Annotated in this window: 13 protein-coding genes; 11 read left to right on the top strand and 2 right to left on the bottom strand. The window is 60.6% G+C overall.

The genetic code is table 11. The features are described 5' to 3' along the window. Positions 1 to 55: 55 nt before the first annotated feature. The 4 genes from pgaA to pgaD are packed head-to-tail and all read left to right on the top strand — an operon-like array spanning position 56 to position 6427. Positions 56 to 2536: a poly-beta-1,6 N-acetyl-D-glucosamine export porin PgaA gene (gene pgaA / locus ABH909_RS02710; RefSeq protein ID WP_429430318.1), complete on the top strand. Its 2481-nt coding sequence runs from the start codon at positions 56 to 58 to the stop codon at positions 2534 to 2536. 12 nt (positions 2537 to 2548) lie between these two features. Further along, positions 2549 to 4546 carry a poly-beta-1,6-N-acetyl-D-glucosamine N-deacetylase PgaB gene (pgaB, locus tag ABH909_RS02705; protein WP_429430316.1) on the top strand — a complete coding sequence of 666 codons (1998 nt, stop codon included), beginning with the start codon at positions 2549 to 2551 and terminating at the stop codon, positions 4544 to 4546. A 1-nt stretch (position 4547) separates the two neighbouring features. Continuing rightward, positions 4548 to 5903, top strand: coding sequence for a poly-beta-1,6-N-acetyl-D-glucosamine synthase (gene pgaC, locus ABH909_RS02700; RefSeq protein WP_429430314.1), 1356 nt, complete (start codon positions 4548 to 4550; stop codon positions 5901 to 5903). Continuing rightward, on the top strand, positions 5900 to 6427 hold the full coding sequence (gene pgaD / locus ABH909_RS02695; protein WP_429430312.1) for a poly-beta-1,6-N-acetyl-D-glucosamine biosynthesis protein PgaD: 528 nt from the start codon (positions 5900 to 5902) through the stop codon (positions 6425 to 6427). Before pgaC ends, pgaD begins: the two co-directional genes overlap by 4 nt. Before the next feature lie 163 nt (positions 6428 to 6590). Here the strand turns inward: pgaD and ABH909_RS02690 are convergent, their stop codons facing one another. Continuing rightward, the gene (locus ABH909_RS02690) at positions 6591 to 8120 is read right to left on the bottom strand and encodes an FAD-dependent oxidoreductase (RefSeq protein ID WP_429430310.1); all 1530 of its coding nucleotides are present in this window, start codon (positions 8118 to 8120) and stop codon (positions 6591 to 6593) included. A 138-nt stretch (positions 8121 to 8258) separates the two neighbouring features. Between ABH909_RS02690 and ABH909_RS02685 the strand changes: the two genes are divergently transcribed. From ABH909_RS02685 to ABH909_RS02655, 7 genes are all read left to right on the top strand, one after another. After that, positions 8259 to 8819, top strand: a complete 561-nt coding sequence (locus ABH909_RS02685) for a YbhB/YbcL family Raf kinase inhibitor-like protein (protein ID WP_429430309.1) — start codon at positions 8259 to 8261, stop codon at positions 8817 to 8819. Between the two features lie 86 nt (positions 8820 to 8905). After that, positions 8906 to 10639: a YfbK domain-containing protein gene (locus ABH909_RS02680; RefSeq protein ID WP_429430307.1), complete on the top strand. Its 1734-nt coding sequence runs from the start codon at positions 8906 to 8908 to the stop codon at positions 10637 to 10639. Positions 10640 to 10656: 17 nt separating this feature from the next. Beyond that, positions 10657 to 11238, top strand: a complete 582-nt coding sequence (locus ABH909_RS02675; RefSeq protein WP_429430305.1) for an RNA polymerase sigma factor — start codon at positions 10657 to 10659, stop codon at positions 11236 to 11238. Then, positions 11235 to 11855, top strand: coding sequence for a hypothetical protein (locus ABH909_RS02670; RefSeq protein ID WP_429430303.1), 621 nt, complete (start codon positions 11235 to 11237; stop codon positions 11853 to 11855). Before ABH909_RS02675 ends, ABH909_RS02670 begins: the two co-directional genes overlap by 4 nt. A gap of 21 nt (positions 11856 to 11876) precedes the next feature. After that, positions 11877 to 12146 carry a hypothetical protein gene (locus ABH909_RS02665; protein WP_429430301.1) on the top strand — a complete coding sequence of 90 codons (270 nt, stop codon included), beginning with the start codon at positions 11877 to 11879 and terminating at the stop codon, positions 12144 to 12146. 116 nt (positions 12147 to 12262) lie between these two features. Beyond that, complete coding sequence (locus ABH909_RS02660) at positions 12263 to 12562, top strand: type II toxin-antitoxin system Phd/YefM family antitoxin (RefSeq protein ID WP_429430299.1); 300 nt, start codon at positions 12263 to 12265, stop codon at positions 12560 to 12562. Beyond that, positions 12559 to 12873 (top strand): type II toxin-antitoxin system RelE/ParE family toxin, encoded by a 315-nt coding sequence (locus ABH909_RS02655; RefSeq protein ID WP_429430297.1) that lies wholly within the window; start codon positions 12559 to 12561, stop codon positions 12871 to 12873. Before ABH909_RS02660 ends, ABH909_RS02655 begins: the two co-directional genes overlap by 4 nt. Positions 12874 to 13054: 181 nt before the next feature. Here the strand turns inward: ABH909_RS02655 and ABH909_RS02650 are convergent, their stop codons facing one another. Continuing rightward, entirely contained in the window at positions 13055 to 14299 is a 1245-nt protein-coding gene (locus ABH909_RS02650; RefSeq protein ID WP_429430295.1) for an MFS transporter, read from the bottom strand. Between the last annotated feature and the right edge of the window lie 91 nt (positions 14300 to 14390).

Below are 14390 nucleotides of genomic sequence, written 5' to 3'. Positions count from 1 at the left end.
CCAAGAAGGGGAAGGGGACATCGCGACCCGGCTGGCCATGTAAGGATGCTGACGAATGCCGTGTATTGCTGGTCCCTTTATTCATCGTGGTTTGCGCCCCTTGTTTCGCGTTGCGCTGTGCGGCCAATTGCTGTGGCCGGTGCTGGCATTCGCCAATACGCCTTATGACCAAATGGTTCGCGATGCGCGAGCCGGCAACCACACGCCTGCGCTGACGGTGTTGCGCCAGGTGCCGGTCAACCAGGCCACCACCGGCCAGATCAGCGATCACGTGCAAATCGCCAGTTGGGCCGGTCTGGACGCTGAAGTGGTCCAGGTCTATGAAGCCCAGGGGCACAATCGGGCGTTGCCGGTTCAGGCCCTGACCGCCACCGCGCGTGCCTATCGCAACCTCAAGCGCTGGGACTCGGCGACCCGGGTGTACAACAAGGCCCTGGCCCTTGATCCGAAAAACGCCGACCTGCAGCTGGGGCTGGCGATGACCCAAGCCGATGCCGGCAAGCCTGACGAAGCGGTTGCCCGCGCCAGGGCAATGGTGACGGCAAAACCGGATGATCCTTCCCGCCGCTTGGCCCTGGCCTACGCCTTGACCCGCGCCGGTGCCACCTATGACGCGCTGTTTGAATACGATCAGGCCTTCGTCCGCGCCGGCAGCAAGCCCGACGTCGCTCGGGAATACGTGATTGCCCTGCAACGCGCCCGCCTGCCGGAACCGGCCTTGCGCCTGGCGCGTCAGCGGCCGGGGCTGCTGGATCCGGTCACGTTGCGCCGCCTTGAAGGTGACTTGGCTGCAGAACGCGTGCGTTTGGCCGAGCTGGCCACTCGCAGCGAAAATGAACGTTATCTGATCGCTGATCGGGCTCTGGCCGATTACGACCAGTTGCTAGCGAGCTGGACGCCGGATCCTCAGGCCCACGATGACGTCATTCGCTGGCGAATCGATCGCATGGGCGCCCTCAAGGCCCGCGCGCGCACCGCTGATGTGATCGCCGAATACCAGAAATTGCTCACCGAAGGCGTGAGGATTCCGACCTATGCCCTGCGTTGGGTGGCGTCGTCTTATCTGGACCAGCGTCAACCAGAAATCGCCACCGATTTGTATCGTCAGGTGCTGGTCGCGCCGGATGCCGATGTCGGCGACCGTCTGGAAGACAGCACCGCGCTCTATTACGCCTTGCTCGAAAGCGACAAGGCCGATGAAGCACGTCAGGTCGCCGAGGACTTGGCCAAGACCCAGAAGCCACGGGTCGAGCTCAAGGGCTTGCCGGTGGGCAATCCCAATGATGAATGGATGGACGCGCAGCAACTCGCTGCCCAGGCCGGTACCTACGGCGCTGATCTACCGTCGGGCGAGCAGCGTTTGCAGACGCTGGTGAATCAGGCCCCGGGCAACCTCGGCCTGCGTCTGGCCCAGGCCGATTTGTACCTGGCCCGGGACTGGCCACGGCGCGCCGAAAATCAGCTCAAGGAAACCGAGAGCATGGCACCGCGGGACATCGGGCTGGAAGTTGCGCAAGGTCACACCGCCATGGACTTGCAGGAATGGCGGCAGATGGATGCGCTGACCGACGATGTGGTCGCGCGTTTTCCGGACAACCGTCAGGTCCAGCGCTTGCAGCGCCAACGTGCGGTCCATGACATGGCCGAGCTGCGGGTGGAGGCCTACGGCGGCAGGAGCTATGGCGGGGGCAACGACGACGCCGGGGCGGTCAACGGCAGTCGCGATTTCGGCATCGAAACCACGCTGTACAGCCCGCCCATCGATGAAGACTGGCGCGTGTTCGTCGGTGCCGGTTACGCCACCGGCGACTTCCAGGAAGGCACTGGTCATCATCGCTTTCAGCGCGTCGGGCTCGAACGCCGGACCCGTGACATGACCCTGGAAGCAGAGGTTTCCAACCATTCCTATGGCTTCGGTGACAAACAGGGCGCGCGCCTGGCGATTGCCCGAGACATCGACGATCACTGGCAGTACGGCGGCAGCCTCGAATACCTGTCGGCGCAAACGCCGTTGCGGGCCTTGAACAGCGACATCACCGCCAACGGCGGCAGCGGTTTCATCCGTTGGCGCGCCAATGAGAGCCGTGAGTGGAGACTGGTGGTCAGCCCTTCGCACTTCAGCGACGGCAACAACCGTGTCGAAGCCTTGCTCACCGGTCGCGAAGGGGTTTATCGCGCGCCGGGGTTGCAGGTCGACCTCGGCCTGGAGGTCGGCACCAGCCGTAACTCCAAGTCCGACGACGTGCCGTATTTCAACCCCAAATCCGACTTCAGTGTGCTGCCGACGGTGAACGTCAATCACGTGCTCTACCACCGTTACGAAACCTCCTGGAGCCAGCAGTTTCAGGCCGGTGCGGGCACTTATAGCCAGCGCGATCACGGCACCGGCGGCGTCGGCCTGTTGGGTTACGGCCAGCGCTACAGCTGGAACGACGTATTCGAGGTGGGCGGCCTGCTGAGCGTGATCAACCGGCCTTATGACGGCGACCGCGAAACCGACCTGCGTCTGCTCGTCGACCTCACTTACCGCTTCTAGAAGAGTTTGAAGATGCCTTTTATTTCGCGTTTCATCCTTTTGCTGGGAGCGCTGTTGATCAGCGCCTGCGCCCAGCAAGCTCCGGCCTTCGCACCACCGTCCGAACGCCCGATGCCGGCCAATGAAAAGCCTTGGCCAAAAAACCACGTACTGGGGATTTCTTACCACGACGTCGAGGACCGCGACCCCGATCAGGCGGTGGTGGCCGTGCGCACCGAACGGCTGATCGAGCAACTGGCGTGGCTGCGGGAGAACAACTACAAGCCGGTCACCATCGACCAGATCATGGCCGCACGCAACGGCGGCCCCGAGCTGCCGCCACGGGCGATCGTGTTGAGTTTCGACGATGGCTATTCGAGCTTCTACACCCGCGTGTTGCCGGTGTTGCGCGCCTATAACTGGCCCGCCTTGCTGGCGCCGGTGGGGGTGTGGATCGATACGCCGCTGAACCAGCCAGTGGATTTCGCCGGCACACCGCGCAAGCGTTCGGACTTCCTGACCTGGGAGCAGATCCGCGAGATTTCCCGATCCGGCCTGGTGGAAATCGCCGCCCACACCGACGCCAGCCACAAAGGCGTGTTGGCCAACCCGCAAGGCAACCTGCAACCGGCGGCCGCAACCCGGCGCTATGACGCGGCTACCGGTCGCTATGAAACCGAAGCCCAATTCCAGGCCCGGATGCGCGCCGACGTGGCGGCCATCTCGGAGAAGATTCGCAAGGTCACCGGTTACAAGCCCCGTGTCTGGGTCTGGCCGTACGGCGCGGCGGACGGCACCTCGCTGCAAGTGATCAACGAACAGGGCTATCAGATGGCCCTGACTTTGGAAGACGGCCTCGATGCCCTCGACAACCTGATGAGCAGTCCGCGCTTTTTGGTGGCATCGGATCCAGATGGTGAGCACTTCGCCAACAGCATCGTTTCGGTGCAGGCCGAATCGCCGATGCGCGTGGTGCATGTGGACCTGGACAACGTCTACGACTCGGACCCGGCCCAACAGGAAATCAACCTCGGCAAACTGATCCAGCGCATGGCCGACATGGGCGCCAACACGGTGTTCCTGCAAGCCTTCGCCGACCCTGTCGGCGATGGCCTGGTGCATTCGCTGTATTTCCCCAACCGGCACCTGCCGATGCGCGCCGATATCTTCGACCGCGTGGCCTGGCAGTTGCGTACTCGGGCTAATGTCAAAGTCTTTGCGTGGATGCCGGTGTTGAGTTTTGCCCTCGATTCGAAGCTGCCACGAGTCACCCGCTGGGACCCGATAACCGGCGTCACTTCGATCGATCCGGACCAGTACAAGCGCTTGTCGCCCTTCGATCCGAACGTGCGGCGCATCATCGGTGAAATCTACGAAGACATGGCGCGCATGACGTCGGTCGACGGCGTCCTCTATCACGATGACGCGGTGCTGTCGGATTTCGAAGACGCCAGCCCCGAAGCCCTGAAGGTCTATGCCGCCAACGGTCTGCCGGGTTCGATTGCCGCCCTGCGTGACGACCCGGCCAGCCTGCAACGCTGGACGCGATTCAAGAGCCGCTACCTGATCGATTTCACTCACGAACTGACCGCCAAAGTCCGCGCCATTCGCGGCCCGCAAGTGAAAACGGCGCGCAATATTTTCGCCGAGCCGATGCTCAACCCCGAGAGTGAAGCTTGGTTCGCGCAGAACCTCGACGACTTCCTGAGCGCCTACGACTGGACGGCGCCGATGGCCATGCCGTTCATGGAAAAACAAAGCCGCCAGCAATCGGGCCCTTGGCTCGAAGCGCTGGTGGCGACGGTCAAATCGCGCCCCGGCGCACTCAAGCGCACGGTGTTCGAATTGCAGGCCCGTGACTGGACAAAAAAAACCGACGCCGACATCGACGGCGAACAGTTGGCTGAGTGGATGGGCCGCCTCAAGCGTCAGGGCGCCACCAGTTTTGGCTACTACCCGGACAACTTCCTCGAGAACCAGCCGGACCTGAAAACCGTGCGGCCCGCGCTCTCCAACAAGTGGAATCCATAACATGCTGGACAGACTTCTAGCCCTGCTGGTTCTGGCGATCGTCCTTGGGGTTCCCCTCGGGCTGATCTTTCTGCTCACCGGGCAATTCCTGATGGACTTCGTGTTCTTCTATCCACTGTTCATGTCGGGATTGTGGATCGCCGGCGGCCTGTATTTCTGGCTGCACTGGGAGCGGCACTGGCCGTGGCAGGACAATACGTTGCCGCCAGCGCTGGCCGGCGAACCGCTGATCTCGATCCTGATCCCTTGCTACAACGAAGGCGACAATGCGGCCGATACCATTCACGCGGCGCTGGCCCAGCATTACCCGAACATCGAAGTGATCGCGATCAACGACGGCTCCAAGGACAACACCGCCGCGGTGCTCGATGCACTGGCGTTGCAGGATCCGCGTCTGCGGGTGCTGCACCTGGCGGAGAACCAGGGCAAGGCCGTGGCCCTGCGCATGGGCGCCATTGCGGCGCGCAGCGAGTATCTGGTGTGCATCGACGGTGATGCGCTGCTGGCGCCGAACACTGCGGCTTACCTGGTGGCGCCGATGCTCGATAATGCGCGCCTCGGCGCCGTGACCGGCAACCCGCGAATCCGCACCCGTTCGACCTTGATCGGCCGCGTGCAGGTCGGCGAGTTCTCGTCGATCATCGGCCTGATCAAGCGCACCCAACGGGTGTTCGGGCGGATCTTTACCGTCTCCGGAGTGATTGTCGCCTTCCGTCGCACGGCGCTGAACCGGGTCGGCTACTGGAGCCCGGACATGATCACCGAAGACATCGACATCAGCTGGAAGCTGCAACTGGATCACTGGAGCATTTTCTACGAGCCCCGCGCCTTGTGCTGGATCCTCATGCCGGAAACCCTCGGCGGCCTGTGGAAACAGCGTCTGCGTTGGGCCCAGGGCGGCGCCGAGGTGCTGTTCAAAAACATCCGTGGCATCTGGCAATACCGCCATCGTTACCTCTGGCCGCTGCTGTTCGAATACTGCCTGTCCACCGGTTGGGCGTTCACGTTCCTGCTGTCGGTGATTTTCTGGGGCGTCGGTAAATTCATCGAGATGCCGCCCGCCATTGCCGTCGATCACCTGATGCCACCGGCGTTTACCGGGCTGCTGCTGGCAGTGGTCTGCCTGGTGCAATTCGCGGTCAGCATCCTGATCGATCGCCGTTACGAAAAGGGCCTCGGCAAGACCATGTTCTGGGTGGTCTGGTATCCGCTGGTGTTCTGGTTCATCAGCCTGCTGACCACCCTGGTCAGCTTCCCGAAAGTGCTGTTCGGTCAACATCAGAAGCGCGCGCGTTGGGTCAGTCCGGATCGGGGCATCAAGCCGCTGAATGACGATGAAGAGGAAGTCATCCAATGAAAATCATCAGAACCCGGCAGCGGCCCTTTCTGGTCGTGATCGATGTTTTTCTCACCGTGCTCGCCTGGGTTGGATTGTTGTATTTACTGATGCGGGGTTTGTGGCCGTTGATCGATACCCATGCCGGCCCGCGCATCGATGCGTCGTTTTTCGACGCCCTCGGCACGTTGCAGATTTACCTGTGGGTGGCGTTGTTGAACGCGGTGATCCTGATCACCTGGGCGCGTTATCAGCAGCGCAAAAGCAAGAGCTTCGCCCAGCGCCGTTTGCCGGCGCCGGTGGTGGATGATCAGGGGCTCAGCAAAAGCTTCAAGCTGACCGGCGACCGATTGGCGAAACTGCGTACGCCAGGCTCGATGACCATTCATAACGATCAGGATGGCGATGTCAGCCACGTCGTTACGCACTTCATCCCGGTCGACCCGGCCCGGCTGCCACTGCCCTTGGCGCCGCTGGAGCATCCGCTGGTGATCCGTCTGCCAGCCGAAGATGACGACAACCGCGAGCCGCTGAGCCACGTCTGAGCCTGCTATGTTCCTGTTGTGTCATTCACTACATTGCATGGCCGGCTCTATGTAGGAGCTGCCGAAGGCTGCGATCTTTTGATTCTCAGCGGTTTTGAAAATGCCAACGATCAAAAGATCGCAGCCTGCGGCAGCTCCTACGGGGGGATGTGGAAGATGTCGTTCAGCCAACATCCCTGATCAGGCGCCACGCCTCATCCACCGACAGCGGTTGTTTCATCCGTTCGGCAAGCATTGCCATCGCCCTCTCCTGGTCGCAGGCAACAGCCGCCGCCACCACGCCGTTCTTGCCGAACAGGCCGATAAACGGCGGATGGTCAGGGTCGCCCTTGAACTCGACCTCGTCCCAAGCCTCGGCATGTCCGAGGTAGTCGTAGTTTTTGCCGAAGTGCCAGGTCCAGAAATACGGTACATCGAGGTAGCGCTCATCGCCGCCGAGCATATTCGCCGCCGCAATCCGCGCCTGTTGCTGGGCCAGGCGCCAGTGCTCGATCCGTTGGGGCTGGCCGTTGAGCGGGAAGGTCGCAATGTCGCCGACCGCCCAGAGCCCGTCGGTCACACGCATTCCACCATCGACCTTCAATGACTGGTCTTTTTCTTTTGGCAGATCGGCAAACGGGGCCGTTGCCGGAGTGACGCCAATGCCGACCAACACCAGGTCCGCGGGCAAGCGCTGTCCGTTGTTCAGCAGCACCGCTTCGACTTTGCCGGTGCCTTCGATCTGCGCAGCCTCGCCATCGGTATGGAACCGCACGCCATTGGCCTCGTGCCGGGCACGAATCGCTTTGCCGACGGCATCGCCGAAGTGCGCCTCGAAAGGGATGGCGTGGCGGGCCAGGACGGTGACGTCCAGACCGTATCCACGCAGGGATGAGGCAGATTCCAGAGCAATGAAACTGTCACCCACGATCACTGCCCGCTGACCCGGTTTGGCGACTGAAAGAATCCGCTGTGCCTGTGCTTTCGAGCGCAGCACGAATACCTGCGGCAGATCGGCGCCAGGCAGCGACAGGGTTTTGGGTATGCCACCGGTGGCAATCACGGCGGCGTCATAGCTCAACGATTGACCATCGGCCAAGCGCAGAGTCCGGTTCGCTGCATCCAGTCCCATCACATCGCTGTTTATCTGTTCAATGCGTTGTTCGCGATAAAAATTTTCATCGCGCAGCGGTGGCACTTCGTCTGGCGGCATCTCTCCGGCAATCACGAATTTGCTCAATACCGTGCGGTCGTAACCGGCTTCGGCCTCGCGGTCGATCAACACCACCCGGCCGCCGAAACCTTTCTCCCGCAGTGCCGCCGCACAGGCTGTACCTGCAGCGCCGGCACCGATGATCACAAACGTCCGCTTATCGTCCGCCGGTGGGGTGCTGGCGGTGGGCATCGGCTGGTCGTCGACCCAGACCTCATCGTCGCGGATTTCAAGCGGGTAGCGCCTCAGACTGTCCAGAGACGGTGGCTCGCACAACGCGCCGTCTTCGAGCCGATAGGCTGCCTTGTGCCATGGGCAGATCAGCCGCCCGTGACACAGCGCACCCTCAGCCAGCGGTGCCCCGGCGTGGGGACATTCGCCTTGATAGGCGCGCAATTGATCGCCGGCCCGCAGCAAGACGATTTTCGTGTCCTCGATCCGGACTTCAAGGCCACGGTCTTGGGGCACATCGGCGAAACGGGCAACGCGATGCAGGGCCATGATCGATCTCCTGGCAAGTGTTTCACTTAGGAGTTTGGCGCTTATTCCCAGGTTCAGCCAATTCTGCTGCCAGCGCACGAACGGTCCGGCTATAGTTTGCCAGCCGACGACGGCCTCACCCGCACAAGGTGCTCCGGTATGACCCGATTGACCTCTTTGAACCCGTGGCTGGCGGCCGTTGCAGTCGCCCTTTGCGTGCAATTTCCGGCGCAGGCTCAGGAACGTTTCACCCTCAGCATTCCCGGTGTTTCGGACAATCGTCTGTTCACGTCGGTGGCGGCCAGTGATGCCAACGGTTGTGGCGGCAAAAACCAGTCCCCGGCCCTGAGCTGGAATGCCGGCCCCCCGGGAACCCTCAGCTACGCCATCGTCATGCACGACCCGGACGGCCAGAAAGGTCTGGGCGTCGATCACTGGATTCATTACGGCATCAAGGCCACCACACATCAGATTCCGGCCGGCGTCGGCGCCAAATCCGCCTTTGAAGGCGTAAGCGGCAGCAACAGCAAAGGCACCACCGGTTACATCGGCCCTTGCCCGCCCGTCGGCGACAGCTCCCATCACTACCTCATTCAGCTCTACGCCCTGGACCTGGCGCCAGACGCCTTGCCTGCCGGCCTGACCCGCGCGCAGCTGCTGGAACAGATCAACGGCCATGTGCTGAAGAACAGCAGTGTGGTGCGGCGTTATCACCGCTGAAGATTTTTTCCGGCGATTAACCCGAACCTGCCGGGCTGTCCGTCTCAGAGGATGAATGAGTCAATTTCCTCCTGAGGTCAGCCCCCATGTCCCTCCCTCTGCATTACCTCCGCCCGGCCGCCCAGGGTTTCGCCGCCGGGTTGCTGCTGGCCGTTGCCGGTTGCGGCGCTTCATCCACGCCAGACGCTGAGACGGACAGCCCGGCAACGGCCGCGCCCCCGGTTCAAGGTACGCCGAAAACCGAAGCGTTGGTGCGTAGCGAGGTCATGGCGGACACCGCCCAGGCCAAGCGCAGCGCACGACCGGCACCGTCGGTCGCGTTCGCGCCCATGCCGGCCGGCGAAGCTTATCCACAGGGCTATCGGGATGAGCAACGGGAGCGCTATCAGGCGCTGGCCGATAACCCGATTCACAGCGTGACCGAAGCACCGGTCTCGACCTTCAGTGCCGATGTCGATACCGGCGCTTACGCCAACGTGCGGCGCTTGCTCAATCAGGGGCGCTTGCCTCCCGAAGGGGCGGTGCGGCTGGAAGAAATGGTCAATTACTTCCCCTACGACTACGCCTTGCCCACCGATGGCTCGCCGTTCGGCGTGACTACCGAGCTGGCGCCGTCGCCGTGGAGCCCGCATACCCGCTTACTGCGCATCGGCATCAAGGCATCCGATCGCGCAGTGGCGGAACTGGCCCCGGCGAACCTGGTGTTTCTGGTGGATGTGTCCGGCTCCATGGACCGTCGCGAAGGTTTGCCGCTGGTCAAAAGCACGCTGAAATTGCTGGTCGATCAACTGCGCGAGCAGGATCGGGTTTCGCTGGTGGTGTATGCCGGAGAATCTCGCGTGGTGCTGGAGCCGACTTCCGGCCGGGAAAAAGCGAAAATTCGTACTGCCATCGAGCAATTGACTGCGGGCGGCTCGACCGCTGGCGCGTCGGGTATCGAACTGGCTTATCAAATGGCCCAACAAGCGTTTATCCCCAAAGGCATCAACCGCATCCTGCTGGCCACCGACGGTGACTTCAACGTCGGCATCAGCGACTTCGACAGCCTCAAGCAAATGGCTGTGGATAAACGCAAGACTGGCGTGTCCCTGACCACCTTGGGTTTCGGTGTGGATAACTACAATGAACACCTGATGGAACAACTGGCCGACGCAGGTGACGGCAACTACGCCTACATCGACAACCTGCGCGAGGCGCGCAAAGTGCTGGTGGATCAGCTCGGCTCGACCCTGGCGGTGGTGGCGAAAAACGTGAAGCTACAGGTGGAGTTCAATCCCGCCCAGGTCAGCGAATATCGGCTGCTAGGTTATGAGAATCGCGCCTTGAAGCGTGAGGATTTCAGCAACGACAAAGTCGACGCCGGAGAAATCGGCGCAGGACATACGGTGACCGCGTTGTATGAAATTGTTCCCAAGGGCGAGAAGGGCTGGCTGGAGCCGTTACGTTATGGCAATCCTGGGGCCGATGTTTCCGCAAAAAAAGGGGAAATGGCGATGCTGCGAGTGCGTTATCAGTTGCCGGAAGGTGGGAACAGCCGCTTGATCGAGCGGCCAATCCTGAAGGATGAGGCCGGCAAACTCTCGGCAGCCAGCGACGATCTGCGCTTTGCTGCCGCCGTCGCGGCCTTTTCCCAGCAGCTCAAGGACGGGCGTTACACCGGTAGTTTCAGCCTGAAAGACACCGAAGCCCTGGCCCGTGGCGCACGAGGCGATGATCAATTCGGCCTGCGCAGTGAATTCGTGCAATTGGTGGAGTTGGCGCAGAGCCTGCGAACCCCGACCGCCTCGAATCAACAGCCCAACGACAACCGGATAGAGTGAAAGAGGCCAGCACTGACATGTCCGATCCTGTAATCAGCTCAGCCGCCGGCAGCGATGAATCGCTGCTGGCGCGTTATCGCTCGGGCGATGGGCCGGCGTTCGAAGTTTTGTACGCCCGCCACCGTCAGGGCCTTTATCGATTCCTCCTCAGCCTCAGCGGCAAATCCGAACTGGCCGAAGAGGTGTACCAGGAAACCTGGCTGAGCCTGATCCGCAGCACCAGTCAGCCACAAGGCCGGGCGAATTTTCGTACCTGGCTCTACCAGATTGCCCGCAACCGACTGATCGATCACTGGCGCAAGCACGGAATCCACAACCCCTTGCACGACAGCTATGACGAGCAAACCCATGCACTGATCGATGACGCGGCCGACCCCGAACAACTGCTAAGCCTGAGCCGCGACGGTCAACGCCTCGAAGCCGCCCTGCAAACCCTGCCCGCCGACCAGCGCGAAGTGTTCCTGCTACGCGCCCACGGCGACCTCGACCTGCCGCAGATCGCCACCCTCACCGAAACCCCGCTGGAAACCGTGAAAAGCCGCTTGCGCTACGCCCAGCAAAAACTGCGTCGGCTGCTGGCCGAGGAGGTACTGACATGACTGACGCCCGACAAACACCACCATCGCCCGACGATGAAGTGCTCAAGCATTTTCGCGATCACAGCAGTGGCGAGCCACCGGCGCATCTCGACGCCTTCATCCTCGCCACGGCCCAACGCGAAGCCCCCGCGCCGAAGCCGAACCTGTGGCAACGCTGGCTCCGCGCTTGCCAACAACCCCGTTGGCAAGTGGCATTCGCCAGCCTCGTTGGCGTGGCACTGATGCTGGCGTTGGTGCAGCGCACGCCGGAGCAACTGCCGAGTTATGACTTTGCCCCTGCGCCAAAAGCGTCTGCACCGGTTGCCAAACCGGAAGCCGCTGCTCGCTCCCAGGCTGCACCGACCGGCGCTTTATCCGCCCCGGCACCTGCTGCGCCCATGGCTGAGTTTTCTGCACCGTTGCAGCGCGAGTCGATCAACAGCGAAATGGCTGACGAAGCAAAAATCAGCAAACGCTTAGGGGCGCCGGCCACGTCATTGGATGATCAATTACATGAAGTGATACGCCTGCAAGAGACCGGTCAGACACAAGCCGCCGAGGCGCTGCTGACGACATTGCAAAAGCGCTTCCCCAAGGAAAACCTCACGGCCCGACTCAAGGATTTGCAGAAGAAATGAGGTGAACAGCGGTCGGCAAATTTGGCATCGACACCCGAAAGCGCGCACTATCGGCCCATAGCCGATGCGTTGGAGGATGCCGTGGCCCAAAAAATCGACCGCATCGCCCAAATGCTCAACTGCCCGGTGAAGGGTGAGGAATTACGGCGAGCAGTGACTGAGAGTCGTAAGGAGTTTCTTCTGGCGAAGCAGGAAGAGGAAGCGCTTGAGGAAGATGTCCTTGATGATGAGTTGATCGAGGATGAAGAAGACGATGATGACTACGACGAGTTTGACTGGACGACAGAATGAAAAAACCGCTTTGGCGGTTTTTTTGTGCTTCGTGCGGCTCCGGTCGGATGTGCGTTGACCGCGGTGTTGGCAGTCGAGCACTATTAGGTACTTTTTTATGTACCTTTGGAGCCGCCATGGAGCAGTTACTCGCGAGTCGCTCGGTCAGTATCACCGAACTCAAGCGTAGCCCGAGCACTGTAATTGAAAGGGCAGGTTTGGAGCCTGTTGCCATTCTTAACCACAACCGTCCTGCGGCCTACCTTTTACCGCACGCCACTTATCAACAGCTACTTGATCGATTACAAGCCGCAGAAATACGTGAAGCTATTGCAGCCAGCCGCAATGACCCACGTCCGGCCATTGCCGCCGATACAGTGTTTGCTGAGCTTGATGCGCTCATTGATGAGGTCGAAGCAGAGCAAAAGCGCCCATGAGACAACTGCTTTTCTGCGCACTGGCACGAGAGGATCTGCAGCAAATCGCTCGCTACATTGCCCGTGACAATCCGAGTCGAGCTCGGGCTTTTGTTGGTGAATTACGAGTGTGCTGCGCTCGGCTGCTGGACCAGCCTAATCAAGGTGTTTCCCGCGATGACTGTGCCAGAGGGCTGCGAATGATTTCCCACGGCCGCTATTTGATCTTTTACAGTCTTTTCGAGGGCGATGTTCAGATTGAGCGTGTCCTGCATGCCGCTAGAGATATTGGGCGCTTGTTTGAATCAGCCAGCACGGACAAGAAGACTTAGCAATTGCGCCTTCTCACCGGCTTCAAAGGTAAATAGCGGGATCATGGGTTTCCTCCAATGGAAAGAATTCAGTCCAGTTAAACGAAAGTGCAGGCAGTTAACGTGTGTGAGCCAACGCTCGACGCGTGCTACTAAAAACTGTGCAGCACGCGGTGTAGTTGTTTTGCTTTAGTAAACAATTTCAAGCCGAGCCCAGTTCCAATACATAGTTTTTTTCAACGCGAGGAAAGAGCGGCACCGTCAACAATGCACAAAAGGCAGCTGCCAGCCACACCACGCCCCAGGAGAAATGAGTCATGAGGGCGGACGCAGCGATGGGAGTCGCGAACAACACGACAAAGACGCAGGTATTGCCCATGGCCAAGGCTGTGCCAGCCCGATTGGCCCCTGCCAGTGTGGCAAGTTCTGTGTAGGCAACGCCGTGCCAGGCGGACACGCTGATCCCGGCAATGACCATCACACCAATGATCAGGGCGCTGGCCAGCGGGGTTTCGCTCATGCCGTAGAAGCTGGCTGCCGAAACCGTAACGCCCAGCACCAGAAAGGTCACAGCACTCAACCAGGCACAGGCTTTAAGGTAACTGCGCCGGTTTTTGTTTTTATCGGTCCAGCGCCCGCTCCAGATTCTGCTGACGATCGCACCCATTTGTATGACCACCAACGTAGCGGAAACCAGCGTGATATTGATGTTGCCAAAGTCATGAAAAAACACGGCTGCATAAGTGAGAATGGCAAATTGCGGGGCGCAGAGCAGACCGATGGCCAATACGATTCGCCAGACCCTCGAGTCTTTCAAAGGACTATTGCTAGCCTCCAGGTTCTGCTTTTTCGCAGCATTGCTGGAGAAATCAGGCTCATACAGCCAGAACCACGCAAACAGGCCTGCGATGAGGCAGAACAGGGCTGAGGCGGTGAAGACTTCGACAAATCCGTACGAGTGAGCGAGATAGGGCAGCACCACCGCGCCCAAGGCATAACCCCCCGGCACAGCCGTTTGCCGAATACTCATGGCCAACCCTCGCTCGCCCTCTCTGAACCAGGCCATGATCGCTCGACCACTGGCGCCGTTGACACTGCTTCCGAGCAAGCCCACCACGAACAGGCCTACCGCCAGAAAGACCACCGTGGGTGCGGAGAAGGCAAGCATCGCCAGTACCAGCAAGGCGATCCCGGAGGTGAGAAGCCCCGTCAACAACACAGGACGATCCCCCCAGCGATCGGTCAGTAGCCCCCATGGGATCTCGCTGACGGCGATGCCCAAACCTAGAACCCCCAAAACAAGCCCCAACTCGGAGTTATCAAGTTGATACGTTGCTCTCATATAGACAGCTGTCGCGGGTAGTCCCCCCACCACACTGGAAAAGCTTGCATTGGCCGCAACGCCGACGCCAAGCACTTTCCAGCGGTGACCGTTATCTACAGGCATAAGAATCCCACCAGTTCAATCGTTGTGGGTTAAAAGACTCGCATGAGAGTATCGTCTCGAATATCAAATTATTTTGCATGTTCGTCCCGAA

The organism is Pseudomonas sp. BS3782 TE3695 (assembly GCF_050435305.1).
In the GTDB taxonomy this organism is placed as follows: domain Bacteria; phylum Pseudomonadota; class Gammaproteobacteria; order Pseudomonadales; family Pseudomonadaceae; genus Aquipseudomonas.
Note: the sequence above shows the minus strand (reverse complement) of the source record. Positions and strands in the feature narration are given on the sequence as shown.

Coding starts and splice junctions, on each gene's coding strand:
- ABH909_RS02655 (WP_429430297.1), top strand. CDS start 12,559: ATGAGACAACTGCTTTTCTGCGCACTGGCACGAGAGGATCTGCAGCAA.
- pgaB (WP_429430316.1), top strand. CDS start 2,549: ATGCCTTTTATTTCGCGTTTCATCCTTTTGCTGGGAGCGCTGTTGATC.
- ABH909_RS02660 (WP_429430299.1), top strand. CDS start 12,263: ATGGAGCAGTTACTCGCGAGTCGCTCGGTCAGTATCACCGAACTCAAG.
- ABH909_RS02670 (WP_429430303.1), top strand. CDS start 11,235: ATGACTGACGCCCGACAAACACCACCATCGCCCGACGATGAAGTGCTC.
- ABH909_RS02690 (WP_429430310.1), bottom strand. CDS start 8,120: ATGGCCCTGCATCGCGTTGCCCGTTTCGCCGATGTGCCCCAAGACCGT.
- ABH909_RS02675 (WP_429430305.1), top strand. CDS start 10,657: ATGTCCGATCCTGTAATCAGCTCAGCCGCCGGCAGCGATGAATCGCTG.
- ABH909_RS02650 (WP_429430295.1), bottom strand. CDS start 14,299: ATGCCTGTAGATAACGGTCACCGCTGGAAAGTGCTTGGCGTCGGCGTT.
- pgaA (WP_429430318.1), top strand. CDS start 56: ATGCCGTGTATTGCTGGTCCCTTTATTCATCGTGGTTTGCGCCCCTTG.
- pgaC (WP_429430314.1), top strand. CDS start 4,548: ATGCTGGACAGACTTCTAGCCCTGCTGGTTCTGGCGATCGTCCTTGGG.
- ABH909_RS02680 (WP_429430307.1), top strand. CDS start 8,906: ATGTCCCTCCCTCTGCATTACCTCCGCCCGGCCGCCCAGGGTTTCGCC.
- pgaD (WP_429430312.1), top strand. CDS start 5,900: ATGAAAATCATCAGAACCCGGCAGCGGCCCTTTCTGGTCGTGATCGAT.
- ABH909_RS02685 (WP_429430309.1), top strand. CDS start 8,259: ATGACCCGATTGACCTCTTTGAACCCGTGGCTGGCGGCCGTTGCAGTC.